The 22,714-nt window shown below is 41.7% G+C and carries 22 protein-coding genes and 1 tRNA gene; 17 read left to right on the top strand and 6 right to left on the bottom strand.

Annotated features, from left to right (window positions below; genetic code table 11):
- Positions 1–61: 61 nt before the first annotated feature.
- Together HWQ39_RS23610 and HWQ39_RS23605 are read right to left on the bottom strand one after the other, a co-directional pair.
- Complete coding sequence (locus HWQ39_RS23610; RefSeq protein WP_292850292.1) at positions 62–709, bottom strand: pentapeptide repeat-containing protein; 648 nt, start codon at positions 707–709, stop codon at positions 62–64.
- A 147-nt stretch (positions 710–856) separates the two neighbouring features.
- Entirely contained in the window at positions 857–1,351 is a 495-nt protein-coding gene (locus tag HWQ39_RS23605; RefSeq protein ID WP_292850289.1) for a hypothetical protein, read from the bottom strand.
- A 981-nt stretch (positions 1,352–2,332) separates the two neighbouring features.
- Here HWQ39_RS23605 and aroF point away from each other — a divergent pair.
- From aroF to HWQ39_RS23575, 6 genes are all read left to right on the top strand, one after another.
- Positions 2,333–3,202, top strand: a complete 870-nt coding sequence (gene aroF, locus HWQ39_RS23600; RefSeq protein ID WP_292850286.1) for a 3-deoxy-7-phosphoheptulonate synthase — start codon at positions 2,333–2,335, stop codon at positions 3,200–3,202.
- A gap of 133 nt (positions 3,203–3,335) precedes the next feature.
- Positions 3,336–3,590, top strand: a complete 255-nt coding sequence (locus tag HWQ39_RS23595; RefSeq protein WP_292850793.1) for a TIGR02450 family Trp-rich protein — start codon at positions 3,336–3,338, stop codon at positions 3,588–3,590.
- A gap of 867 nt (positions 3,591–4,457) precedes the next feature.
- Positions 4,458–5,324, top strand: coding sequence for a ferredoxin:protochlorophyllide reductase (ATP-dependent) iron-sulfur ATP-binding protein (gene bchL, locus HWQ39_RS23590; protein ID WP_196528135.1), 867 nt, complete (start codon positions 4,458–4,460; stop codon positions 5,322–5,324).
- A gap of 32 nt (positions 5,325–5,356) precedes the next feature.
- Positions 5,357–6,142 (top strand): DUF5331 domain-containing protein, encoded by a 786-nt coding sequence (locus tag HWQ39_RS23585; RefSeq protein ID WP_292850283.1) that lies wholly within the window; start codon positions 5,357–5,359, stop codon positions 6,140–6,142.
- Positions 6,143–6,319: 177 nt separating this feature from the next.
- Complete coding sequence (locus HWQ39_RS23580) at positions 6,320–7,723, top strand: ferredoxin:protochlorophyllide reductase (ATP-dependent) subunit N (protein WP_292850280.1); 1,404 nt, start codon at positions 6,320–6,322, stop codon at positions 7,721–7,723.
- 162 nt (positions 7,724–7,885) lie between these two features.
- Entirely contained in the window at positions 7,886–8,800 is a 915-nt protein-coding gene (locus HWQ39_RS23575) for a nucleotidyl transferase AbiEii/AbiGii toxin family protein (protein WP_292850277.1), read from the top strand.
- Between the two features lie 87 nt (positions 8,801–8,887).
- On the opposite strand, the gene HWQ39_RS23570 is transcribed toward HWQ39_RS23575, so the two are convergent.
- A complete protein-coding gene (locus HWQ39_RS23570) occupies positions 8,888–10,285 on the bottom strand; it encodes a hypothetical protein (protein WP_292850274.1) in 1,398 nt (465 codons plus the stop codon).
- A gap of 182 nt (positions 10,286–10,467) precedes the next feature.
- Between HWQ39_RS23570 and HWQ39_RS23565 the strand changes: the two genes are divergently transcribed.
- From HWQ39_RS23565 to HWQ39_RS23555, 3 genes are all read left to right on the top strand, one after another.
- Complete coding sequence (locus HWQ39_RS23565; protein ID WP_292850271.1) at positions 10,468–10,602, top strand: hypothetical protein; 135 nt, start codon at positions 10,468–10,470, stop codon at positions 10,600–10,602.
- 178 nt (positions 10,603–10,780) lie between these two features.
- A complete protein-coding gene (locus tag HWQ39_RS23560; RefSeq protein ID WP_292850269.1) occupies positions 10,781–11,032 on the top strand; it encodes a hypothetical protein in 252 nt (83 codons plus the stop codon).
- On the top strand, positions 11,013–11,273 hold the full coding sequence (locus HWQ39_RS23555) for a Txe/YoeB family addiction module toxin (protein WP_292850266.1): 261 nt from the start codon (positions 11,013–11,015) through the stop codon (positions 11,271–11,273). Before HWQ39_RS23560 ends, HWQ39_RS23555 begins: the two co-directional genes overlap by 20 nt.
- Before the next feature lie 178 nt (positions 11,274–11,451).
- Here HWQ39_RS23555 and pyrE read toward each other — a convergent pair whose 3' ends face one another.
- Positions 11,452–12,075, bottom strand: coding sequence for an orotate phosphoribosyltransferase (pyrE, locus tag HWQ39_RS23550; RefSeq protein WP_292850263.1), 624 nt, complete (start codon positions 12,073–12,075; stop codon positions 11,452–11,454).
- Positions 12,076–12,175: 100 nt separating this feature from the next.
- Between pyrE and HWQ39_RS23545 the strand changes: the two genes are divergently transcribed.
- Positions 12,176–12,610, top strand: coding sequence for a hypothetical protein (locus tag HWQ39_RS23545; RefSeq protein WP_292850260.1), 435 nt, complete (start codon positions 12,176–12,178; stop codon positions 12,608–12,610).
- 116 nt (positions 12,611–12,726) lie between these two features.
- Here the strand turns inward: HWQ39_RS23545 and HWQ39_RS23540 are convergent.
- Positions 12,727–12,799 (bottom strand) — tRNA-Ile (locus HWQ39_RS23540).
- Between the two features lie 297 nt (positions 12,800–13,096).
- Here HWQ39_RS23540 and HWQ39_RS23535 point away from each other — a divergent pair.
- Positions 13,097–13,798 (top strand): hypothetical protein, encoded by a 702-nt coding sequence (locus HWQ39_RS23535; protein ID WP_292850257.1) that lies wholly within the window; start codon positions 13,097–13,099, stop codon positions 13,796–13,798.
- A 125-nt stretch (positions 13,799–13,923) separates the two neighbouring features.
- Positions 13,924–15,318 carry a hemolysin family protein gene (locus HWQ39_RS23530; protein ID WP_292850254.1) on the top strand — a complete coding sequence of 465 codons (1,395 nt, stop codon included), beginning with the start codon at positions 13,924–13,926 and terminating at the stop codon, positions 15,316–15,318.
- A gap of 34 nt (positions 15,319–15,352) precedes the next feature.
- On the opposite strand, the gene queC is transcribed toward HWQ39_RS23530, so the two are convergent.
- Entirely contained in the window at positions 15,353–16,030 is a 678-nt protein-coding gene (gene queC, locus HWQ39_RS23525; protein ID WP_292850251.1) for a 7-cyano-7-deazaguanine synthase QueC, read from the bottom strand.
- Positions 16,031–16,367: 337 nt separating this feature from the next.
- Between queC and HWQ39_RS23520 the strand changes: the two genes are divergently transcribed.
- The 5 genes from HWQ39_RS23520 (at position 16,368) to HWQ39_RS23500 (ending at position 22,636) form a co-directional block, all read left to right on the top strand.
- Positions 16,368–17,450, top strand: a complete 1,083-nt coding sequence (locus HWQ39_RS23520; RefSeq protein WP_292850248.1) for a Gfo/Idh/MocA family oxidoreductase — start codon at positions 16,368–16,370, stop codon at positions 17,448–17,450.
- A gap of 596 nt (positions 17,451–18,046) precedes the next feature.
- A complete protein-coding gene (locus tag HWQ39_RS23515) occupies positions 18,047–18,670 on the top strand; it encodes a DedA family protein (protein WP_292850245.1) in 624 nt (207 codons plus the stop codon).
- 239 nt (positions 18,671–18,909) lie between these two features.
- On the top strand, positions 18,910–20,064 hold the full coding sequence (locus HWQ39_RS23510; protein WP_292850242.1) for a ParM/StbA family protein: 1,155 nt from the start codon (positions 18,910–18,912) through the stop codon (positions 20,062–20,064).
- A 5-nt stretch (positions 20,065–20,069) separates the two neighbouring features.
- Positions 20,070–20,549 (top strand): plasmid segregation centromere-binding protein ParR, encoded by a 480-nt coding sequence (locus tag HWQ39_RS23505; protein WP_179065455.1) that lies wholly within the window; start codon positions 20,070–20,072, stop codon positions 20,547–20,549.
- A 650-nt stretch (positions 20,550–21,199) separates the two neighbouring features.
- Positions 21,200–22,636 (top strand): phosphoglucomutase/phosphomannomutase family protein, encoded by a 1,437-nt coding sequence (locus HWQ39_RS23500; protein ID WP_292850238.1) that lies wholly within the window; start codon positions 21,200–21,202, stop codon positions 22,634–22,636.
- Positions 22,637–22,714: the final 78 nt, after the last annotated feature.

The raw sequence follows: 22,714 nt of genomic DNA, 5'->3' as shown, positions 1-22,714 counted from the left end.
GATTTTCAACTTCAAAATGCTTGAGTAATTCATACACTCTATGTCATAGCGCTGCCTTAGCTTATTGATATATTGAACCATCAGGCATAATTGCTCCTGCCAAGTTAGTGCCAACTAATTTAACTAGAAGACGCTCACCAGAGCGAATCCGCGCTCCCGTCAAGTCGGCTCCTCGCAAGTCAGCTCCACTGAGATCCGCTCCAATCAAATTAGCAGCGCGTAAATTCGCCTCCCTGAGATCCGCTAAAAGTAGGTTTGCTCGAAATAAATTTGCTTCAGATAAATTCGCACCTCTGAGATTGACTTTGTGCATAAAAGTATCGCTAAGATTAGCACCGCTCAAATTGGCATAACTCAGATTTCTGCCAGATAAGTCTTTATTGCTCAAATTTGCCCGACTGTAATCTTTGCCACTCAAGTCTGAGTTTTGCTTCGGAGGTTTCTGGGTTGTTGGAGATGGTTTTTCCTGTTGAGGTGGCGGTGAATTATGTGTGTTTTGATGTTTGGTTTTTAGAGAACGCAACTTTTCACGAGCTTCATTTATGGCTTTCAGCTTGTCTTGTGCTTTCTGCTGTAAACGGAGATTTTCTTTAGGAATGCGATCGGGATGCCAAACAAAGACTAAATCTTTGTAAGCCTGGTTCACTTCTTCAAGTGTTGCTCCAGGCTCTAATTCCAAAACTCTATAGTACCGCTCCAGATCGCTCATACGATATTTTGGTGGACAATCAACTTAATTATGAGTGATGGAGCCATCTATCCGCTGCATCTTTTGTTATTGTTTATGGGCATTGGGCATTGGGGGCTGGGAAAGAGGAGGCAGAAGTTCTTTAATTTTGAATTTTGAATTGATTTCTCATCTCCCCATCTCCCCATTCCTCCATCGTGCGATCGCTCTCAAATATGCTGCAACTGGAATCTGATAGACTTCAATAAAAATCCAAACAATAATTGATAGATGTGATAAAAAAGTTAATATCGTCCAAATATATGGCATCCAGGTTATAGGTTCCTTGAGATTAGCAGGAAAATAGTAAGCGACTATACCAATTAGAGTCGTGGGCAAAATTACAAAAACTGCTGCTGCTAGTCCATAACCCCAACCTAATTCCACACCTTCTAACTGGCCTTCTGTCCAATTTAACCCATTCCAACGCCAAGTTAAGGGTGGTTGCCTAGAAGGCATCTTGATTTGCTGTAATTCTAAGTTGACTGTAAAAATTTCTTGACAAAAGTCACAAGCCATAGCTTCCATCAATGGCATGTGAGAAATCTTACCTATCCGACAGACTGGGCAGGGGTAAGCTCCATAATAGTCGAAAGATTGGGCTAAGATTTTGGAACTAGGCATAATGAAATTGATGATCCTAAAAATTTGATCTGGTCAATGAGGACTTTGGTAAGAATAATGTATGGCGATTGTCAATTGTCTGCAATAAGCTTTCAGAAGATGAGGTCATAAGTCAGGAGAATTATATATTTTAACTTTTCAATCTTGGCTCTTTTAACTTCTGGTGGTTCGGAAATATCGAGGGTTGATGTTGGGTTACACTACGTACCTCTACGAGAAAGCAAGCTACCACCCAACATACGAATGATTAAATTTCATACTCTTTTTGTGGCGGACTGTACTTAGAGTCCTTGCTGATTTACTTGAGTTGGCTGTATTCTATCCATTAGAGAAAGTCTTTACATTCTTTTTCACCAGATGTCTAATGACAAGCCGCTTTCTTCGTCTACGCAAACAAGCAATTAGTACTTGACTATATAATTAGTACAGAGCGTGATTTGGAATTTTGCAAAGCTTTACTAGTCTTGATCCCCACAGTTGTACTGAGTCTATCGCTTTTTTATAGTTTGTGGAGGTGTTGACACCGCTTGTTCTTCCTGATAATGTTACATTAGATAGGTATAGTTTTTAGAATTTCCAGCAAAAGCCCCACAAATGCTTAACACAAATTCCTACTTTTATTTTTGGTTTAGGGTGGTTCACCGGGAGTGAATTAAGTTTCCTAATGGAAACCCCCCGGTGAACCGCAGAGCGAACTCTGCGGTTTTTGTTTTTTTAAGGAGAATTTCATTGTCATGACTTATTTCACTAGCTGGTTTTATAGCTTTTACTTTTGGCCCAAACTAAATTCCGGGTAAATAGCGTCATGCCAATGAATCAGAACGCGCCCGGAACTCTTAAAGGTTTCGGGCTTTTTTATTGTTATCGGGGACTGGGGAAGAAGCAAGGGTGCAGGGAGCAAGGGAGAAAAGTTTTCCCCCCTGCTCCCCGCCCCCTGCCTCTTTTCAATCCCCAATCCCTCACTTTTCAGGAGATAAAACCATGATTAACGCTAGACTTGCCGCACAATCTCATCCTAATCACCAGACGATCGTTAAAATTTCAGAAAAAGTCGCTTTTGGCGGTGAAGAACTCGTAATTATCGGCGGGCCTTGCACTGTTGAAACTTTAGAGCAAATGGAGATAGTCGCCCAAAAGCTATCTACTGCATCAGTACAGGGGTTGCGTGGCGGTGTCTACAAACCCCGCACATCTCCTTACGCTTTCCAGGGTATGGGTGAAGCAGGATTAGAGATTTTGGCAAGGGTGCGATCGCATTACAATATGCCGGTTGTCACTGAGGTGATGTCAATTTCCCAAATTGAAGTAGTCGCCGCCCACGCTGATATGCTTCAGGTTGGTAGCCGCAATATGCAAAACTTCGACTTGCTCAAAGCTTTAGGACAAGCTGGTAAACCAATATTACTCAAGCGTGGTTTAGCAGCAACTATTGAAGAATTCGTTATGGCTGCTGAATATATTCTCAGCCACGGAAATCCTGATGTGGTGTTGTGCGAAAGAGGTATCCGCAGTTTCGATGATTACACCCGTAATGTCCTAGATTTAGGGGCAGTGGCAGCACTCAAGCAAATCACTCATCTGCCTGTAATTGTAGATCCTTCCCATGCTGTCGGTAAACGAGAGTTGGTAGCACCTGTGGCTAGGGCTGCGATCGCTTGCGGTGCTGATGGATTAATTATTGAATGTCACCCGGAACCTGAAAAATCTGTTTCTGATGCCCGTCAAGCACTTTCTCTAGAAGATATGGTGCATTTAGTTAATAGCTTAAAGCTTGTGGCAACAGCCGTAGGACGCAGTATATCAGATGTTGGGGCAGGCTTGAAACCTGCCCCGATTTTTTGTGCGGCTTAGATTTCAGTTGGGGCGATTGCTTGGATCTGTGAGTCAAAAAATTTCTTTTGGCTTAAAGACAAACAGCGATCGCTTTCGTGAACTACCTACACTTTTAGTAAATTGTTCAATTTATTTTTACATAATGCCTTTAATGACTAAAAAACAAAAATTTCCTTACCTAGTTGGTTCTAAGTGGACAGCACAGCAAAAAGTTGATGGCTGGAGACACTTCCAAGTTGTCAATCGTAAAAATCAGGCTAAGTGGGTTTACGCCGAAATGGTTGCTGCTTGCGATCCGAAAGTCCGTTTTTGGATAAATGCCAAATTATTACAAGATAACTCTCAATGGCAAGCTGGCTGGCAAACATTACAGGAAATCCACAGACTTGAAACTGAGGTGTCCTGATTACCTTAAATAGTCCGACTGAAAGAAATTTTAGGACTTACGCACACTCTAAAATTGTTCTCTTAGCCCACCTCCGTGGGCTTTGCTTTGTGTAGCCGCGAATTCTATGAGACTTTTGGCGAATTAATAGGGGGTCTAACCCATCATTCCTCATTAGTCTGATTTAAGTCCGTTGAAACGGACTTAAGCTATTAGCCCGAAATTTATTTCAGGGCGGGAAAGCAATGCCAAACCAATGTTTTAGGGGTAAGGGGTCAAACCCGCCGTGAATTGACCAACAGTTTCATAGAATTGCCTTGGCTTTTGGAAAACATTTGGCAAATTAATAATTTTTTACAAAATCAGCCTAACTTACTCTCAAGCAGCAATTAAATGGTCTTGGCTACTATCTGAAAACTAGCGATTTATCTGCGATACCTTCTCTACGAGAGGCTTCGCTAACGCAAATTCCGGTAATATTTCCAGCATCAGGCTGCCTATACTTCTCTTTCACCTCGTCCCTGAGCCCCAATGCCTTGAAAACACGTTGTCATAACATCAGCTAATTCTATGAAAAGCATTCAAAAAAGCCAGTTTTATATTTTTGTATTTTGTAACTATTTTTATAAAAATAATTAATAAAAAGTTTTTTTGAGCTATTTTTAGAGTTTTTAAAGTCTTTAGGGTTCATAAAAACCTAAATAAACTTAATTAAGCTTTAATTCATCGAATAAGACCGTTTTACAGATTATGACCCACTTTCTTTTCTAGGTAATTTGCCCAATAATGAAATGACATCAACAAACCTCACGCATCGCCATCTCAGGAAAGGTGAAGGCAAATGTTTGAGCCACAAGTTTGACAAGAAGCTATAAGAGGGAAACAACAGTGAAACTAGCAGTCTACGGAAAAGGTGGTATCGGTAAATCCACAACTAGCTGTAATATATCCGTCGCCCTAGCTAAACGTGGCAAAAAAGTGCTGCAAATTGGTTGCGACCCCAAACATGACAGTACCTTTACCCTGACTGGGTTTTTGATTCCGACAATTATCGACACCCTCCAAGAAAAGGACTATCACTACGAAGATGTCTGGCCAGAAGATGTGATTTATAAAGGCTACGGCGGTGTTGATTGCGTAGAAGCGGGTGGGCCACCAGCTGGTGCTGGATGTGGCGGATACGTAGTTGGCGAAACCGTAAAATTACTTAAAGAACTCAACGCCTTTGATGAGTACGATATAATTCTTTTCGACGTTCTGGGTGACGTAGTTTGCGGTGGTTTTGCAGCACCACTCAACTATGCAGATTACTGCCTGATTGTTACAGACAACGGCTTTGATGCTTTATTTGCTGCCAATCGGATTGCTGCTTCCGTCCGCGAAAAGGCAAGAACTCACCCACTACGTTTAGCTGGGTTAATTGGTAATCGCACCTCCAAGCGCGACTTGATTGAAAAATATATAGAAGCTGTGCCCATGCCAGTTTTGGAAGTTTTACCTTTGATTGAAGATATCCGTGTTTCTCGTGTGAAAGGGAAAACTTTGTTCGAGATGGCAGAGCAAGATCCTTCCCTAGACTACGTTTGCGACTACTATCTCAACATCGCCGACCAAATTCTGGCGCGTCCCGAAGGTGTTGTACCTAACGATACACCAGATCGGGAGTTGTTCTCTTTGTTGTCCGATTTTTATCTAAATCCGGGTAAACCCCAGGTTCCTAATTCAGAAGAGGAACTAGACTTGATGATTGTATAAATCACCAAGTTCTCAGGATGGGGGACAATAATATGGCTTTCTTTCACAGTTTTACAGATTCAATAAAGCAAAAGTGGTTGCAATTTTTCCAGAATAATCGAGACTGGATTACCCTGCACATGGAAGTAGAATCAGTGTACACCCCTGACGGTGGGAAGCGACCACCTTCTTACCTCATCCTGGGAGTTCTTAACGCCCTAGAGCCAAAGCTAGCGCAGTTAATGTTGCCCTTTGCCAAGCTCAATCCTGACGCCGATACCCTAATTGAAGTGCTGGATTTGCATTTTGACCCAGATTTAGCTCTCGGTAATCGCTTCGTTGGCAACCCAGATGTTGAGAGATACGTAGAAGAAGCGGCAGCTATCGTTTACGAAAAGCCTCAAGATGAAACATTGACACATTCTCATACAAATGGCTTTGCGGCGGCGGTAGTTCCAGAATTCGCAATCCTGGATTCCGATAATGAAAGTCTGGGGATTGGCGAGTTGGAGGAAACTGAAAATGCCTTTGGCGATATTTCCTTAACCAACGGACACGGCTCAAAAAATGAGTCTCTCCAAATCTCTAGTTTAGAAGCAGATGAGTTTGGGGAAATTGCTTTCGATTCAACAGCTGGAATCGAAGTAAAGCTGGATGAAGAAGAGGCGCTTGAAGATAGTCCACTAGATGAGAATGCGTTTAAAGACGTGTTATCAGATGTCTGGGGTGATGAAACAGCTTTACAAAAGGCTGAAGAAAATAACGATTTTTTGGGGGAAGAACTGCCAGCAGGCGTTTTTGATGAATCAGAAATTGCCCGCCTCTTCCCCAATGCTTAATTATTGCCGTTCTTCGCAATTTTAAGTTTTAGATTTGGGGTTTTGGATGAGGAATTAGGGAAATTGTCGTTAGACAGCGGATACTTTTGTTGTCCCAGCCTTCAATCCAAAATTATCAATCTAAAATACTGAAATTGGTTGAACTGCCATTAAATATCAAGGGGAGAAAAAACCAAAATGACTGTCGCTCAACAACCAGAAGCTTTAAGCTTTGAATGTGAAACTGGAAATTACCATACCTTTTGTCCAATTAGCTGCGTGGCGTGGTTATATCAAAAAATTGAAGATAGCTTCTTTTTGGTGATTGGGACAAAAACTTGTGGCTACTTCCTGCAAAATGCGATGGGGGTGATGATTTTTGCTGAACCCCGCTATGCAATGGCAGAGTTGGAAGAAGGCGATATTTCCGCACAACTGAGTGATTATGAAGAGTTAAAGCGGTTGTGTTTGCAGATAAAACGCGATCGCAATCCGAGTGTAATTGTCTGGATTGGCACTTGCACCACCGAAATTATCAAAACAGATTTGGAAGGTTTAGCACCGAAGCTAGAATCCGAAATTGGGATTCCCATCGTTGTAGCGCGGGCAAATGGTCTAGATTACGCCTTCACCCAAGGGGAAGACACAGTATTGGCTGCTATGGCAAACCGTTGTCCTGATAAGGCTCCGGTGGCGGAAACAGAGAAAATTGAACGGAATGCGATCGCTAAATTGCTCAACTTCGGTAAGAAAAAAGAAGATGTCGCCCAAGATGAATCTGAGTACGTGGATCACCCACCCTTAGTTCTCTTTGGCTCCCTTCCCGACCCCGTAGTTACTCAGTTAACCTTGGAACTGAAGAAACAAGGCATCAAAGTTTCCGGCTGGCTACCCGCAAAGCGCTTCACCGAACTGCCAGTATTGGAAGAAGGGTATTATGTCGCTGGTGTCAACCCATTCCTCAGCCGCACAGCTACCACCTTAATGCGCCGCCGCAAGTGTAAACTCATTGGCGCACCCTTCCCCATTGGCCCCGATGGTACTCGCGCTTGGATTGAGAAAATCTGTTCGGTGTTTGGTATTACTCCCAAGGGTTTGGATGAACGGGAAGCACAAATTTGGGCAGGGTTGGAAGATTATGTGAAACTGATTCGCGGGAAGTCTGTATTCTTCATGGGTGATAACTTGTTGGAAATTTCCCAAGCAAGATTCTTAATCCGTTGTGGGATGACTGTTCACGAAATCGGCATTCCCTACATGGATAAGCGCTATCAAGCTGCTGAGTTGGCATTGCTGGAGAAAACTTGTCAGGAAATGAATTCACCTCTGCCAAGGATTGTAGAGAAGCCGGATAATTACAATCAACTTCAGCGAATTTATGCGTTGAAACCAGACTTGGTAATTACAGGTATGGCTCACGCTAATCCGTTGGAAGCACGGGGTATTAATACAAAGTGGTCTGTGGAGTTCACTTTTGCTCAAATTCACGGCTTTACGAATGCGCGTGACATGTTAGAGTTGGTGACTCGTCCGTTACGTCGGAATAATAATTTGAAAGACTTGGGTTGGGATAAGTTGGTTAGAGAAGAGGCGAAGATTTAAGTTTGGATTTGGATTTAGCAACAGTATATGATAAAGGCGAACTTTTTGAGTTCGCCTTTTTTGTCTCACAAAGGCGCAAAGGAAGATCGCCTAAAAATAGTTACAATCAGGTGGATATCGCTAAATCATAACTTAGATAAAATTTAACCATTAGAGTTAATTATGCTTAAGCTAAATCCACAAAAGTTACCATTTCTAGAGTCTATTGGTTGGCAGCTAAAAAATGTATATCAAATGAGTGAGAAAGAGATTGTTCAATTGTATCAACGTAATTGGCATCATCAAACTACCTTCAACAATTTAAAACAAGAAGAAAAGGATTTTGTTCATTATTTAGCAAAAAAATATAACTCTTGGATATTACCGGATTTTGAAATGTTTCATCTTGCTCATCATAATAATATACTTAAAATAGTTAATGCTTTCAATCCAGAAGTTTTCAAAAAAGCTTCTGCATACTTTGGCGGTGGTACACTTTTGGCATTAGAATATGATGAATACAGGCTTAGTAAAGATATTGATTTTCTCTTCCCTTATGCAACTGAAAATTATAGGTATTTAAGAAATTTGATTTACAATGAAGGAATTGTAGCATTATTTCAAAGTACAACAGATATCGAATTAGGTGACAGTACAATAAATCAATATGGTATTCGTTTCCCTATTGTAGTTAATGAAACAACTATTAAAGTAGAAATTGTAGCTAATGGTATTTTTACTTTAGACTCTCCTATTTATCCCAAATGGACAAAAATACCTTGTCTGAGTATAAGCGATAGATTTACATCAAAACTAATGGCTAATGCTGACCGATGGAACGATTCAAGTACACAATCTAGAGATTTGATTGACTTAGCAATATTGCGTGTAAATAACGAAATCCCCGCACGTGCGATCGCTAAAGCTGAAGAAAGCTACGAAGTAAAAAAGCCATTAATTAAAGCCATCACTAATTTCAATGAAAAAGAAAGATATAGAGAGAAATGTTTTCAGGAGTTAAACATACTTGAAGAAAAATTTCCCATAATAATGGATGGAATAAATTGGCTTCTTGTTGACTTTGAATCTATGAATTAAGAGGAATTGTAGCGTTTTTAAACGCAGAGGGACGCTGAGTCTTACTAGATTTAATTTGCTACGAATAAATGAAATGCTGTATTTAGTTCACATGGAAGGCTGTAACTTTAGAGATTTGCATGGAATTATATACATTAATTCTGCACCGTCTGGTTTAATCTCTGTAGACGGAGTTAATTTAAGCCAGTCATGAAAACTGATTCCTAATTGGGATATTGCTTGTACTTCTGTTTGGTAAGATTCAAAGCGGCGATTGGTTTCAATCATAGATTCCATTACTTCAAATACTTGGGGAAGACGTTTGTAAGCTTCTTGCTTCAAATCATCCTGACTAGGCCCGAACCAACCTGCTTGAACCTCAACGCGAGTTAAAATTGCTGCTGGCAATGAATCTAACCATTTGTTAGGGTCTTGTGCCATTTTAAATAAATTCTCTCGTTGCAGATCAAACACAGCATTTTCATCTAAAGTTGGGTCAATCCATTGGTAAATTCGTGTTAGTCTTCGCAAATCAATCTGACCTTTGAACTGAGGTTGTAAATATGCTCCTGGGTTAGAAGTGAGCAAAAGGTCAACATATTTTTGAATACGAGAACGGATAACTCTAGCACCTTCTTGGAACCGACGAAGTGCTGTATCATGTTCCTCTAATTCTAAATAACAACGTGCTTCAGCTAGGTAGGCTAAAGATAAAGTTAGCAAATACTCATCAGCAATTTGGCTTTTTTGCTCAATTTCGATATCTGTATATTCAGTATAAATATGCTCTGCTTCTAGGAAACGATTAATAGCTTGCAAAGCGCTACTTCTACGATTTTCAGGTTTAGTCATCGTGAAGGCATTAACTGCCAAATCAATTGCAGCACGAAAATTAGCATAGAAACTAAGGTCTATTTTACGGTTGACTTTGTTCAATAGTTCTTCCGCTTGTTTTAGGCGTTTTTCTAACTCATTGAGACGCTGTGCTATTACAGCAAAGCCCATTACTGAAACACCTAGATTAAGCATGCTAGCAGCAGTAGTTACTTGCAAAATTCCTTGAATTAATTGCAGATTCTGTCCAATTTCCCCTAACTGATTTTCAATCCCGCCTAAACGTCCATTGACATCGGCGAAGCCTTTCCCAGAAATAGCTGCATTAGCGACTGTTCCAATCAGATTTACCCCTGAAACAGCTATATTACCTAAACTTGTTTGTTCAACTCCGCCTAAGCGTCCACTAACATCAGCTAATCCTTGTCTTGTAGCAACAGCATTTGCCCCAGACGCAACAAGATTTGCACCGGAGAAAACAAGGTTGAGTAAATTGTTAGGGGAAGAACTTAGTGCTGGAATTGGAGAGTTATTGGGTTCCCTTAACCAGGTAACAATATGTTTACTTGTTGCGTCTATAATTACACCCCCAACCCTTACAAAAGTTCCATCTTGCAGTCCTTTGGCAATCCAACTAGCAAGTGTAAAAGTTACTGTCAATGGTATAGTCATAATCTTCTCTTAATTACTAAAATATTTACACTTTACTCAGTATTCCCCTATTGATATGTTGTCTAACAATTCAGCTAATACTAATGCGAGTTCTATTATGTCTAATAGCGATCGCTCTTTTTAACTAGAAGATGCAGAGCGATCGCAGATACAATCATAAGTAAAAGGCAAGCAGGTAGAAAATGGCTGAAATTGACTGCGCTATCACTGAACTAGCTATCGATTCATTACCAGATGAGAAGGTTTTAGCTTTGTGCGATACGCAGATGGAAACTCAGCAGCAAGAGGTTTTCAGTGAGTTGCAAGCGCGTCACTGAGAGGGACAGCTTAATGATGCAGAAGTTCATCTAGTTGATGAACTGAACTTCTGCAAGTCTACCGACGTGGCTTAATAAGTAAAGCAAGAGCTTTAAAAGTGGCTGTCGAATGCGGCTTGAAACCAGCCCTCAATTAAAAGTTACAATAAGGTGGTAAATATCGGAGTAAATAAGAATTATGCTTAGTGGGATTAAACAAAAAGCTGTTGTTGGAAAAGACGGCAGGATTGAACTTTTAACAACGGAACTACCAGAAGGAACAGTCGTAGAAGTCATTGTCCTAGTTGAACCATCAACTGAAGAAGATGAAACTAACTATCTTTTGAAATCAGAGACTAACAAAAAACATCTGCTCAAAGCTTTGGAGAATGTAGAAAAAGGAAATCTTATTTATGTAGATTTAGATGAATATGAAAAAAATTACCTTTGAACCAGAAGCTTTTGAGCAATTAGGTCAGTGGGCAACAGAAGACAAGAAAATTTTCAAGAAAATATTGGAACTGATTAGAGATATACAAAGAGATCCTTTTGCGGGGATAGGGAAGCCAGAACCATTAAAATATGAACTACAAGGTTACTGGTCAAGGCGGATAACAGATGAACATAGATTAGTTTACAAAATCGAAGAAAATTTATTGATTATTTTGACTTGCAAATATCATTATGAGTAATAAAAATTATTGAGGCTGGGATATTATTTTAGTTCAGGCGATCGCTCTTTTTTAACTAAAGTATGTTTGCTAAACAATTAAAACCAAATAGATTTACTAAAATCGATAACTAAAACGAATATTTTATGTTCAGAAATTATACCAATTCGTAATTACGAATTGGTATAATTCCCTTTATTTATAAATTCGCAAGTTGTCGGTAGCGTTTCTGAACTTCCTGAATCGAAAACAAAGTTTCAAACTTCAACCCAGCTGACTGATACAACTCACCTCCCCCTTGCTCTCTGTCTACTAGTGAAATTACTTGATTTACGGTATAACCTGCATCCTTAAGACGCTCAACCGCTTTCAGAGCAGATTGCCCAGTTGTCACCACATCTTCCAAAACTACTACTTTTGCACCTTCAGGTAAACTAGGGCCTTCTATATAAGCTTTCGTCCCGTAACCCTTGGCTTCCTTGCGAATAATCAGCGCTGGTATCGGTCGGTTTTCATAAACCGAAACTACACTCACTGCTGTCACCATTGGATCAGCGCCCATTGTTAAACCACCTACAGCCTGTGTATCTATAGGTAGCAAAGGAAACAGTAAACGTCCGACAGCCAAAGCGCCTTGAGGGTGAAGTGTTACCTGCATCTTATTGACATAATAAGAACTACGTAGGCCAGAAGCGAGAACAAAATCACCTTCTTGATAAGCTAGTTGAGAAAATAAATCTAGTAGCTTGTGGCGCAAAATAGTCAAATCAGGAGTGGTTGCCCAAATATCTGAGTGGGTAAGAGTTTCAGTAGGATACGTCATTACAAAACATTAAAAATTGTGCTACACCAAAGGTTGAACTTATCAGAGTTCTGAACTTAAGCATAAATTAAGATTGCCCAAAAATTGAGGAGTCAGAAACGTGGGTATAAAATTCAAAACCTTTGGTGGTTTATTAGTGCTGCTTGCTGCTGGTATCGCTTTTCCCTCTGTTGCATCTGCCCAAACGGCAACACCCAATTATGAAACGACGAGTGATGTCTTTGAACGAGCTTATTTTAGTCACGATCGCAATTTCTACGAAAATGGCAGCCTCAAGCGTCAGCTAGACTCATTACTCGGATCTGGTTCCAGTTTCGGTGGTTCCTTCCCAGAAAATGAAATTGCTCACGATGCTGAATTGGTTAACACTTTATATCATGATGTCCTGACTCAGCAAGTTGGCAATGATCCTTATATTCGCACTCCTGATTTACCAAATCCTTATGACACATCCCTGATGATGTCTCCTCGTTTGAATAACAACAAACTCAAACTAGGAACTGAATTTAGGTTTGAAACTTTACCATCTCGGTAAGATTAGGGAGCGGGGAGGATGGCAGAATAATTACTAACCAACATTTCAGCAACGCTCACTACAAGTGCCCGTGCCCAATGCCCTATACCTTCTATTACTAATTTTCGATGATTCAGTGCGCCCTGCTGGAATCGAACCAGCCTTAAGGCGAATTATGAGTTCGCTGCCTCCCCAATCGGCCAAAGGCGCATGTTTTGCTGGGTTTCAGGTTGCTATGAGTAAATTGCTTTAACTCTTAGGTCAACTTTTTTTGCTAATTATTAGGGTGAGGAAAATAACTCACGCACTGAGTTTAGCCAATTCCATGATTATATCACAATTTTCCTGCTTGTGAAGAGTGGACAATAATTTCCCAGCTTTTTATACTACATAATTTGATCATAGATATAGTGCAAACTAATATTGATTAAGTTCCTTTAAGGATTGAGGTCAAAAGCTTCACTATTCTTAAATAGACCAGCATTCTATTGTGATAGCTTGTCAGCGATGAAAATAAATTCTACTGTACTTCTTACTTTGATTTTGCTAATTCTGATGATGGGAGCCGGCTCTGTGAGCGCGTTTTTGGGCTTTGAACTAGGGAGTTCAGCACTTAAAGGCGTTACTACACCAGATGGGCGTCCCGCAACCAAATTTGCTAGCAATAAGGCAAATAGCTCCCAACAAGGGGGGCTAGTACTATTAAAAGAGGAAGAGATTCTGAAAATTGTCAAGGCACGAGTTGAGGGTAAGACCAAAGCAGCTAAATCTGAAAAGCTAGAGGAAGATGATGAAGAAACCAATAGCAGCAAGCAGAAGCCAGAGGAAAAACCCCCAGAAGTGGTTGAAGAAAAACCCCTACCAGGTTTTCCCGTTACTGCCCAAAGTCAGGGTGTAACCATGATTGTGCAATCTGCTCACTACTCTGGTGGTGATTTGCTACTAAAAGTGAAAATGCAGAACAAAGGTAAGGATTCTGTGCGCTTCCTATATAGTTTTTTAGATGTTACCGATGACAAAGGACGAACCCTAAGTGCGAGTACAGAGGGCTTACCAACAGAATTGCCTGTAAATGGGCCAGCGTTTTCAGGTACAGTGAGCATTCCCACAGCTTTACTTGATGATGTCAAGAAAATATCACTTGCTCTTACCGATTATCCTGCTCAACAATTGAAGCTAGAGGCATCGAATATTCCGGTAGGAAGGTAGATTGGGCAAGTGGAGATTTTAGATTTTAGATTTTAGATTTTAAATTGGGGACTTGGTACTAAGCAATTTACCTAGATACCCAAAACTAAATCCAAAATCCAAAATCCAAAATCCAAAATCCAAGAATGGGGGACGTGAGTTTTACACGAGCTTTGGCAGTGAGTGGTTTTCCTAATTTAATTTGGACAGACGTGGCGCTGCGGTTGTTATCAGTGCTACTACTGATTGCCATAAATGCCTTTTTTGTGACGGCGGAATTTTCGATGGTCAGCGTGCGGCGATCGCGTATTCACCAGCTAGTTAAGGCTGGGGATATTCCTGCGATCGCAGTAGAAATGCTACAACGCAGTATTGACCGACTGTTATCTACCACCCAGTTAGGTATTACCCTCTCTAGTTTGGCGCTGGGATGGATTGGCGAAAGTACGATTGTGGTGCTGGTGAATGCCTGGTTGAGATCCTGGCCGTTACCAGTTAGCATGACCATCTTCCTGGCACATTCCCTATCAATTCCCATCGCCTTTTTCTTAATTGCCTATTTGCAAATTGTGATCGGAGAACTATGCCCCAAATCCTTAGCCATGTTGTACTCAGAGCAGCTAGCGAGGTTTTTGGGGCCTTCAGTAAAAGCGATCGTGCGTTTTTTTGGCCCCTTCATCTGGATTCTCAACCAATCAACTCGTTTTTTATTGCGGATTTTTGGCATCCAATACACAGGTCAAGGCTGGAGGCCGCCTGTGACTCCCGAAGAATTGCAACTAATTATCTCTACAGAATGGGGATCTACTGGGTTACAGCGTGCAGAGCGAGAATTGCTCAATAATGTTTTTGAGTTTGGCGATGTCATGGCCCAAGATGTGATGATCCCCCGCACCAGTATTATTACCCTGCCAAAAGATGCGACTTTCCAAATATTACTTAGGGAAATGGCTTCTACTGGTTACTCTCGCTATCCTGTCATTGGCGAATCTTTAGATGATGTTCGCGGCATTGTTTATTTTAAAGATTTGGCACAACCTTTAGCTGTAGGAAAACTCAGTTTAGAGACACAGATTCAACCTTGGATGCGTCCCGCCCGGTTTGTTCCAGAACACACACCTTTGAGTGAACTTTTGCCCATGATGCAGCAAGAGAAACCCGCTATGGTCATGGTAGTGAATGAATTTGGCGGTACTGTGGGATTGGTGACAATCAAAGATGTCATTGCCGAAATTATTGGCGACGCAAGCGAACCTGAAAACAGCGACGACTTATTGATTCAGATGTTAGATGAGCAGAAATTTTTGGTGCAAGCACAAATCAACCTCGAAGACCTCAACGAAGTTTTGCATCTCAATTTGCCCCTGACCAGAGAATACCAAACACTAGGGGGCTTTTTGCTGTACGAGTTACAGAAAATTCCGGCCATTGGCGAAATATTCTATTATCAAAATCTCGAATTCACTGTGATATCAATTGTTGGGCCACGCCTACATCAAATTCAACTGCAACGGTTAGAAGAGTTAGGAGTTGAGAGTTAGGAGTTATGAATTTTAACTCCTCACTCCTCACTTTTCAAGAAGCATACGTCAGTGGATCAATAAGTCCCAATTCGGCAAAAGCTGCTAGCCGCAAGCGACAAGAATCACATACACCACAGGCGACATCTCCAGCAGCATAGCAAGACCAAGTTAGCTCCCAAGGAACTCCCAGTTGGTTCCCCAGTTGGATGATTTCGGTTTTTTTCAGGTTGATTAGGGGTGCGACAATCTTAATTGGTTGTCCCTCACGCCCTTGTTTAGTTCCCAGGCGAAAAACTTCTTGCATTGCTTCGATATAGTCGGGGCGACAATCAGGATATCCTGAATAATCGAGGGCATTAACGCCGATATAGACACGCTCTGCTGCGATCGCTTCGGCGTAACCAAGAGCAAAGCTTAAAAAGATGGTATTACGAGCCGGAACGTATGTGACAGGAATATTTTGAGACATTTCATCCAGCGATCGCGACTGGGGTAAATCAATGGTGTCATCGGTAAGCGCCGAACCGCCCCATTGTCGTAAGTCAAAATTAACAACTTGATGTTTTGCGATCGCAGCTTTTTGAGCAACAGCAAGGGCTGACTTTAACTCTTGTCGGTGTCGCTGCTGGTAATCAAAGGAAATAGCATGACATTCACAGCCATCAGCTTGGGCTTTATACAAAATTGTGGAAGAGTCCAATCCCCCAGATAACAGAATTACAGCTTTCATCTCAGTTGCAAATTTTGGATTTCAAATCGCCAAATCAAACCTTAACAAAATGCCAGAAAGCAATGCCAAGAAGAATTTACACTTAGGTCTTACGAATTTTTTACAGTTAATCAAAAGACATATTTTTTTGGAGAAAGTGGAAAATCCCAAACAAACCCGAAATATCTATACAAAAGATATTTGGATTACGGGAACCGATCACAAACTTTGAAATTCTTCATAAACATAGGCTCTATGTTACCATCTGGATGGTTTTAGACGGATCGTAACTGGCTTTCGAGTATAAACGCCAACGGCCGTAGCGTCTCTAAATTTGGTGGTTGAGGAGAGAATAATAGTGCAAGATAGCATGTCAGTGGCAGAACCGAATCCATACACACAGCGAAACCAGCCACGACCAATCCGCATAGGCGTGATTGGAGTGGGTAACATGGGACAACACCACGCTCGCGTACTGAGTTCAATGAAAGATGTTGAACTAGTCGGAGTGGCAGATATTAACGTCGAGCGAGGATTAGAAACTGCCAGTAAGTATAAGGTGCGTTTTTTTGAAGATTACTGTGACCTGCTACCCCTTGTGGAAGCAGTTTGTGTAGCTGTTCCCACCCGTCTGCACTATGCTGTGGGCATCAGCTGTCTGTTAGCGGGAATTCATGTTTTGATTGAAAAACCGATCGCAGCCAGTATTTCAGAGGCAGAGTCTTTAGTCAATGCTGCGGCAGAGTCTCAGTGTATCCTGCAAGTGGGTCATATTGAGCGTTTCAACCCAGCTTTTAAAGAACTGAGCCAAGTACTGAAAACAGAGGAATTGCTGGCGCTAGAAGCCCACAGAATGAGTCCTTACTCAGATCGGGCAAATGATGTTTCGGTTGTGCTGGATTTAATGATCCATGACATCGACCTACTTCTGGAATTAGCTGCTTCCCCAGTCACAAAATTGACTGCTAGCGGTACTCGCTCCTTAGACTCTGGTTATTTAGATTATGTAACCGCCACCTTGGGGTTTGCCAATGGTATTGTTGCTACTCTGACTGCCAGTAAAGTCACCCACCGAAAAATTCGCCGGATTGTCGCCCATTGCAAAAATTCATTTACTGAGGCAGATTTCCTCAAGAATGAAATTTTGATTCATCGGCAAACCACTGCCAATTCTCTCACCGACCACCGACAAGTACTTTACAGGCAAGACGGTGTAATTGAAAAAGTCTACACCAGCAATATTCAACCTCTAAGTGCAGAATTAGAGCATTTTGTCAACTGTGTACATGGTGGCAATCAGCCCTCAGTAGGCGGTGAACAAGCTCTCAAAGCCCTTAGACTAGCAAGTTTGATTGAACAGATGGCACTGGAAGATCGAGTTTGGAATCCCTTAGACTGGCAATCGGAACCAAGAGTACAATCATTGACTCCGACAGCCTAGAAGAAGAGGGGATGAGGGGGATGAAAGGGATGAAAAGGACAAGGTAAAACTTTTTTCCTTCTCTGTTCCTGCTTCCCCACAGCATCAACTCAGAAAAAAACCCTAAAGTATGTTTTGAAATTTGTCATCAAAATCTTTAGATCCTCCCTAGTCTTTCAAAAAAATGACTAAGGGGGATCTAAAAAATTAGAAAATAAAACCTAGTGGTTCATGTCATTAATTAAATTGTGATAAATAAGGGTGAGTAGATCCCCGACTTATTGAAGAAGTCGGGGATCTACTCACCCCGCAAAATTAATGAAACACTTAACTTCCGCTTGTCTGACTCTGTTTTTCAGTTCAAACTGGTTCCCAGCCTCCAGACTGGGAAACCTTCGCTGAGGCTGCGCCTCCTCTTTTTTGGCAAGAGGCAGAGCCTCTCAAAATACGTTACCAGCCTGGAGGCTGGTAACGAGGCTACATAAGTATTTGGGCTTTTCTTAGTGCCATTCAGCCAAGTTACCTTGACTCTAATAATCCAGAACAATTACCTTTTAAAAAAGCTAAGGCGGAATCTCAGTAACAGAACTAGTACAGTAATTTCAGGAATTGACTTAATGCTTGAATGGATAACTAATACTATCAACTATTTTGGCCATTGGGGAATTGCCCTACTAATGTTCTTAGAGAACCTTTTTCCCCCCATTCCTTCAGAATTGATCATGCCACTAGCTGGATTTACAGCAAGTCCATATCAACCAGGAGGTCCAAAGCTGAATATCATTGGTGTGTTTTTTGCAGGACTTTTGGGTTCTGTATTGGGCGCACTTGTTTGGTACTATCCAGGTAAGTTTTTGGGCGAAACCCGTTTGAAAGCTTGGGCTGATAAATATGGCAAATGGCTGGCTATTTCTAGTAAAGATATCACCAAGGCCAAAGTGTGGTTTGATCGACAAGGTAGAAAAGCAGTATTAATTGGTCGTCTTGTACCAGGAATCCGCACCTTGATTTCTGTTCCCGCAGGGATCAGCAATATGCCTTTGCTACCATTTTTGTTTTACACAACATTAGGTAGCGCAGCTTGGGTGGGTTTGCTAACATACTCAGGATACGCGTTGGGTAGTCAGTATGAACTTGTGGACAAGTATCTTGCTCCTGTATCCAAAATCGTACTTGGGGGTTTGGTTTTGGCATTTATTTTCTGGATATCCAAGCGCCAGTTAAGACGTACTAGAAGATGAAACACGGACGCTTTTGGTTTGAAAGCAGTGAAAGCAGGGGTTACATCTGGCCAAAATTCGCCTACACTATGCCAAATAATACTAGATGTGCGTTGGCAGAGCTTACCGGAGATATCGCCGCAATTAATTTTTGGCGTATTTCTAGCTACACTTGACGCAACCTAGAATTTCTGGTTGCTCGCATTTTTGTAAGATGAGCATGACAACTTTTTACAGTTAAGTTTGAACTAGGAGCTTTCATGACAGACCAACCTTCCGCCGCTACCCCTATTAATGCCGCTGCTATACCGATGAATAGAGTGTCGGCATCCACTCCCATAAATGCTGTTAATAATCCTAACCCAAGCACAGGAACGGTTTCAGGAAAAACCATTCTCAGTGTTGATTTAGGCAGAACTTCCACAAAAACTTGTGTGAGTCGCGAACCTGGTAATGTGGTGTTCGTACCTGCCAACGTCAAGCAGATGTCAATAGAGCAAGTACGCGGCGGTGTTTTTGAAGCCCGCGCTACTGACCCCCTAATGGATTTGTGGCTGGAGTATCAAGGCAATGGATATGCCGTTGGTCAACTGGCGGCAGATTTTGGGGCGAATTTAGGAGTCGGACAATCTAAGGTAGAGGCTGCACTGGTAAAAGTGTTAGCAAGTGCTGGCTACTTTAAACTCAAAAATGATATCTCAGTCGTGCTAGGTCTGCCTTTTCTTTCTTTAGAGCAATTTGAAAAGGAAAAAGCACAGTTGATTAGCCAAGTAGGTGGCCCTCATGTGTTGAACTTCCGAGGCGAATCTGTGACGCTGAACGTCAATAAAGTTTGGGTCATGCCAGAAGGCTACGGCAGTTTGCTGTGGTCTGAAGCTCAACCCAAGAAAAACCCTGGCAGTCCTGATTTTACAAAAATATCGGTGGCGATCGTCGATATTGGACATCAAACCGTCGATCTTTTGATGGTAGATAACTTCCGTTTTGCTAGAGGTGCTTCTAAGAGCGAAGACTTCGGGATGAATAAGTTTTATGAATTGGTATCCGCCGAAATTGAGGGAGCCGATAGTCAATCTCTAGCGCTGATTTCCGCTGTTAACAAACCCAGAGGTGAACGCTATTACCGTCCTAAAGGCGCTAGCAAGCCCACCAACCTAGATGATTTTCTTCCTAACCTTACGGAGATGTTTTCTCGCGAAATCTGTAGCCGTGTGCTAGCGTGGTTGCCAGAACGCGTCACCGATGTGATTCTTACTGGCGGTGGTGGTGAGTTCTTCTGGGACGACGTTCAACGTCTGCTCAAAGAAGCAAAGATTAATGCTCATTTAGCAGCACCTTCCCGTCAGGCGAATGCTTTGGGGCAGTATATTTATGGAGAGGCACAATTATCCTCCAATCGCGCTGCTAGGGCATAAAGCTGATGTTCCAATGGTCAAAAAAGGTAGTTAAATCCGTCACGTTCAACCCAGAGCTTGCTGATGAAAGCTTGTTAGCGCAAGTAGAAAGTTATTTGGAAAAACAACCAGACAAGACTTTCAGCGACCTCTGTAAAGAAGCCTTATGGCAATCTTTATGTGTACCGGAACCTGTACAACCTGCTCCACAAACGGCAGTAACAACACCGATTGATCAACAAATCGGTGAACTGCAACGTCAAGTGGCTGGACTTGAGGAACGTTTTTTTGCCAAGGGATCTAATCGTTTGGAGGCGATGGAACATCATCTACTGCAACTTTCTCAACAAGTTGCACAACTGGCGCTCATAGTCAACGATCGATCGTTCATTCCGTCTCCAAGTCAATTAGAAGTAGTAAATAATACTTCTTATACTGTTGCTACCCCTCCTCAAGAGGTTGACCCCGTAATCAGTCGCCTTAGTCAGTTTCTCGATGATTTTTAAGGAACAATCAGGTTTGTGAGCAGTTTTTGCTCATATTAGCAATCCTTAATAGTATTAACTATTAAGGATTATTAATGTTTATATCTAGAAATAGATTTGTGTAGGTAGGGCGATCGCTCATATTAGTGAATCATCATAAAAATCTCAGTTTATCTATTCTGGTATTCTTGTTATGTGATGCCAAAACCTAATTTACAAACAAATTTTGGTTAACTCTTACTTAGATAGCATCATGGCTAATTCTTACACTACTTTCCTCAGAACGCCATAAGAAATTAATTAAGGCACTTAAAATTCCTTTTTTCTGGGCAACCGAGAGCGTAGGAGGATATATTTATATTCAGAAAGCCGCTATTACCCCCATGAGAGAGAAAGAGGCTACACCAGAATTTGCCCTCTCTATGTTGAAAAAAACTAAAAGTGTGAATAGTCAAAATACTTTTCAGATCGAAGCCAAATCTCCGTTAGAAACTCTCTTAAAGATTAAATAATACAATTCCCTACTGCCCAAGCTTCACCAGCAGCTATAATACGCAAATTTGCTGGACTTTGTATTGAATATTATTAGTACATATTATTACTAGATTCTTTTTTTACTCTGCACACTGTATAAATGCTAGAATCCTCAAGTAGACAGTTAGGATACTTAGATGCCAGTTGTAACTAACTCAATCAAGTTTGGTACAGACGGCTGGCGGGGCATTATTGGTGATGAGTTCACCTTTGAACGCCTAGCCCTGGTCGCGCCAGTTGCCGCAAAAGTATTATATGATACGTATTTTTCCACGGTTGGTAGCCGGACAATAATTGTCGGTTACGATCGCCGATTCATGGCTGAAGACTTTGCTCGTGCTGTTGCCGATACTGTCAGTGCTGTGGGATTTGATGTGCTACTAAGCGAGAGCTATGCCCCAACCCCAGCTTATAGTTGGGCGGCAAAAGAACTCAATGCTTTAGGGGCACTGGTAATTACAGCCAGCCATAATCCTGGTAAATATTTGGGTTTAAAAGTCAAGGGTTATTTTGGTGGATCGGTACCGCCAGAAGTCACAAAAGAGATCGAAGAGCAGTTATTGGTGGGAGTACCACTAGCAGCTACCCCAGGTAAGCAAGAAAAATTCGATCCTTGGCCTAGTTATACCCAAGCGTTAGAACGTAAAGTTGATATTGCCAAACTTAGAGAAGCGATCGCATCTGGTAAATTGACATTATTTGCCGATGTCATGCATGGCGCTGCTGCTACTGGATTGGCAAGACTACTAGGCAATCAGGTTAAAGAAATCAACAGCGATCGCGATCCCCTATTTGGCGGCGGTGCGCCGGAACCCTTGCCTAAATACCTTTCAAAGCTATTTGAAGTCATCAAGACTCATAGAGAAACCGATAAATCAGGTTTAACGGTGGGGTTGGTATTTGATGGTGATTGCGATCGCATTGCAGCAGTGGATGGAGAAGCAAACTTCCTAAGTTCCCAAGTCTTAATCCCGATATTAATCGACCATTTAACCCTGCGGCGCGGTTTTACTGGAGAAATAGTCAAAACTGTTAGTGGTTCCGACTTGATGCCCCTTGTAGCGGCACTACATAACCTCTCAGTATTTGAAACAGCAGTTGGTTATAAATATATTGCTGACAGAATGTTAGCAGCAAAAGTGTTATTGGGTGGCGAAGAGTCGGGAGGAATTGGCTATGGCAGCCATATTCCCGAACGTGATGCACTGCTGTCAGCCTTGTACGTGTTAGAGGCGATCGTCGAATCTGGTTTGGATTTAGGTGAGTATTATCGATACTTACAGAAACAAACCGGGTTCACCTCAGCTTACGATCGCATTGATTTACCCCTAGCAAATATGCAAGTGCGATCGCGTCTTTTGCAACAACTGCAAACCCAACCCTTAACGGAAATTGCAGGGAAAGCAGTGATTGATTGCCAGACAATTGACGGCTATAAATATCGTCTAGCTGATAAAAGCTGGTTAATGATTCGCTTTAGCGGGACTGAGCCAGTTTTACGCCTCTACTGCGAAGCCTCGACAATTGAGCAAGTGCATCAAACTCTTGCTTGGGCGAAACAGTGGGCGGGGTAAAATTTATTATTAGTCATTTGTCCTTTGTCCTTGGTAAATGACCAATGACTAATATACCAATGACCAATGACTAATTAC

The organism is Nostoc sp. NMS8 (assembly GCF_017115045.1).
In the GTDB taxonomy this organism is placed as follows: domain Bacteria; phylum Cyanobacteriota; class Cyanobacteriia; order Cyanobacteriales; family Nostocaceae; genus Nostoc.
Note: the sequence above shows the minus strand (reverse complement) of the source record. Positions and strands in the feature narration are given on the sequence as shown.

Bases quoted from the DNA above. Each gene is read 5' to 3' on its own strand.
- HWQ39_RS23515 (WP_292850245.1), top strand. From the start codon at position 18,047: ATGCTTGAATGGATAACTAATACTATCAACTATTTTGGCCATTGGGGA.
- HWQ39_RS23585 (WP_292850283.1), top strand. From the start codon at position 5,357: ATGGCTTTCTTTCACAGTTTTACAGATTCAATAAAGCAAAAGTGGTTG.
- HWQ39_RS23500 (WP_292850238.1), top strand. From the start codon at position 21,200: ATGCCAGTTGTAACTAACTCAATCAAGTTTGGTACAGACGGCTGGCGG.
- HWQ39_RS23605 (WP_292850289.1), bottom strand. From the start codon at position 1,351: ATGCCTAGTTCCAAAATCTTAGCCCAATCTTTCGACTATTATGGAGCT.
- HWQ39_RS23560 (WP_292850269.1), top strand. From the start codon at position 10,781: ATGCTTAGTGGGATTAAACAAAAAGCTGTTGTTGGAAAAGACGGCAGG.
- aroF (WP_292850286.1), top strand. From the start codon at position 2,333: ATGATTAACGCTAGACTTGCCGCACAATCTCATCCTAATCACCAGACG.
- HWQ39_RS23510 (WP_292850242.1), top strand. From the start codon at position 18,910: ATGACAGACCAACCTTCCGCCGCTACCCCTATTAATGCCGCTGCTATA.
- HWQ39_RS23575 (WP_292850277.1), top strand. From the start codon at position 7,886: ATGCTTAAGCTAAATCCACAAAAGTTACCATTTCTAGAGTCTATTGGT.
- pyrE (WP_292850263.1), bottom strand. From the start codon at position 12,075: ATGACGTATCCTACTGAAACTCTTACCCACTCAGATATTTGGGCAACC.
- HWQ39_RS23595 (WP_292850793.1), top strand. From the start codon at position 3,336: ATGACTAAAAAACAAAAATTTCCTTACCTAGTTGGTTCTAAGTGGACA.
- HWQ39_RS23565 (WP_292850271.1), top strand. From the start codon at position 10,468: ATGGCTGAAATTGACTGCGCTATCACTGAACTAGCTATCGATTCATTA.
- HWQ39_RS23610 (WP_292850292.1), bottom strand. From the start codon at position 709: ATGAGCGATCTGGAGCGGTACTATAGAGTTTTGGAATTAGAGCCTGGA.
- HWQ39_RS23570 (WP_292850274.1), bottom strand. From the start codon at position 10,285: ATGACTATACCATTGACAGTAACTTTTACACTTGCTAGTTGGATTGCC.
- HWQ39_RS23580 (WP_292850280.1), top strand. From the start codon at position 6,320: ATGACTGTCGCTCAACAACCAGAAGCTTTAAGCTTTGAATGTGAAACT.
- HWQ39_RS23555 (WP_292850266.1), top strand. From the start codon at position 11,013: ATGAAAAAAATTACCTTTGAACCAGAAGCTTTTGAGCAATTAGGTCAG.
- queC (WP_292850251.1), bottom strand. From the start codon at position 16,030: ATGAAAGCTGTAATTCTGTTATCTGGGGGATTGGACTCTTCCACAATT.
- HWQ39_RS23530 (WP_292850254.1), top strand. From the start codon at position 13,924: ATGGGGGACGTGAGTTTTACACGAGCTTTGGCAGTGAGTGGTTTTCCT.
- HWQ39_RS23505 (WP_179065455.1), top strand. From the start codon at position 20,070: ATGTTCCAATGGTCAAAAAAGGTAGTTAAATCCGTCACGTTCAACCCA.
- HWQ39_RS23535 (WP_292850257.1), top strand. From the start codon at position 13,097: ATGAAAATAAATTCTACTGTACTTCTTACTTTGATTTTGCTAATTCTG.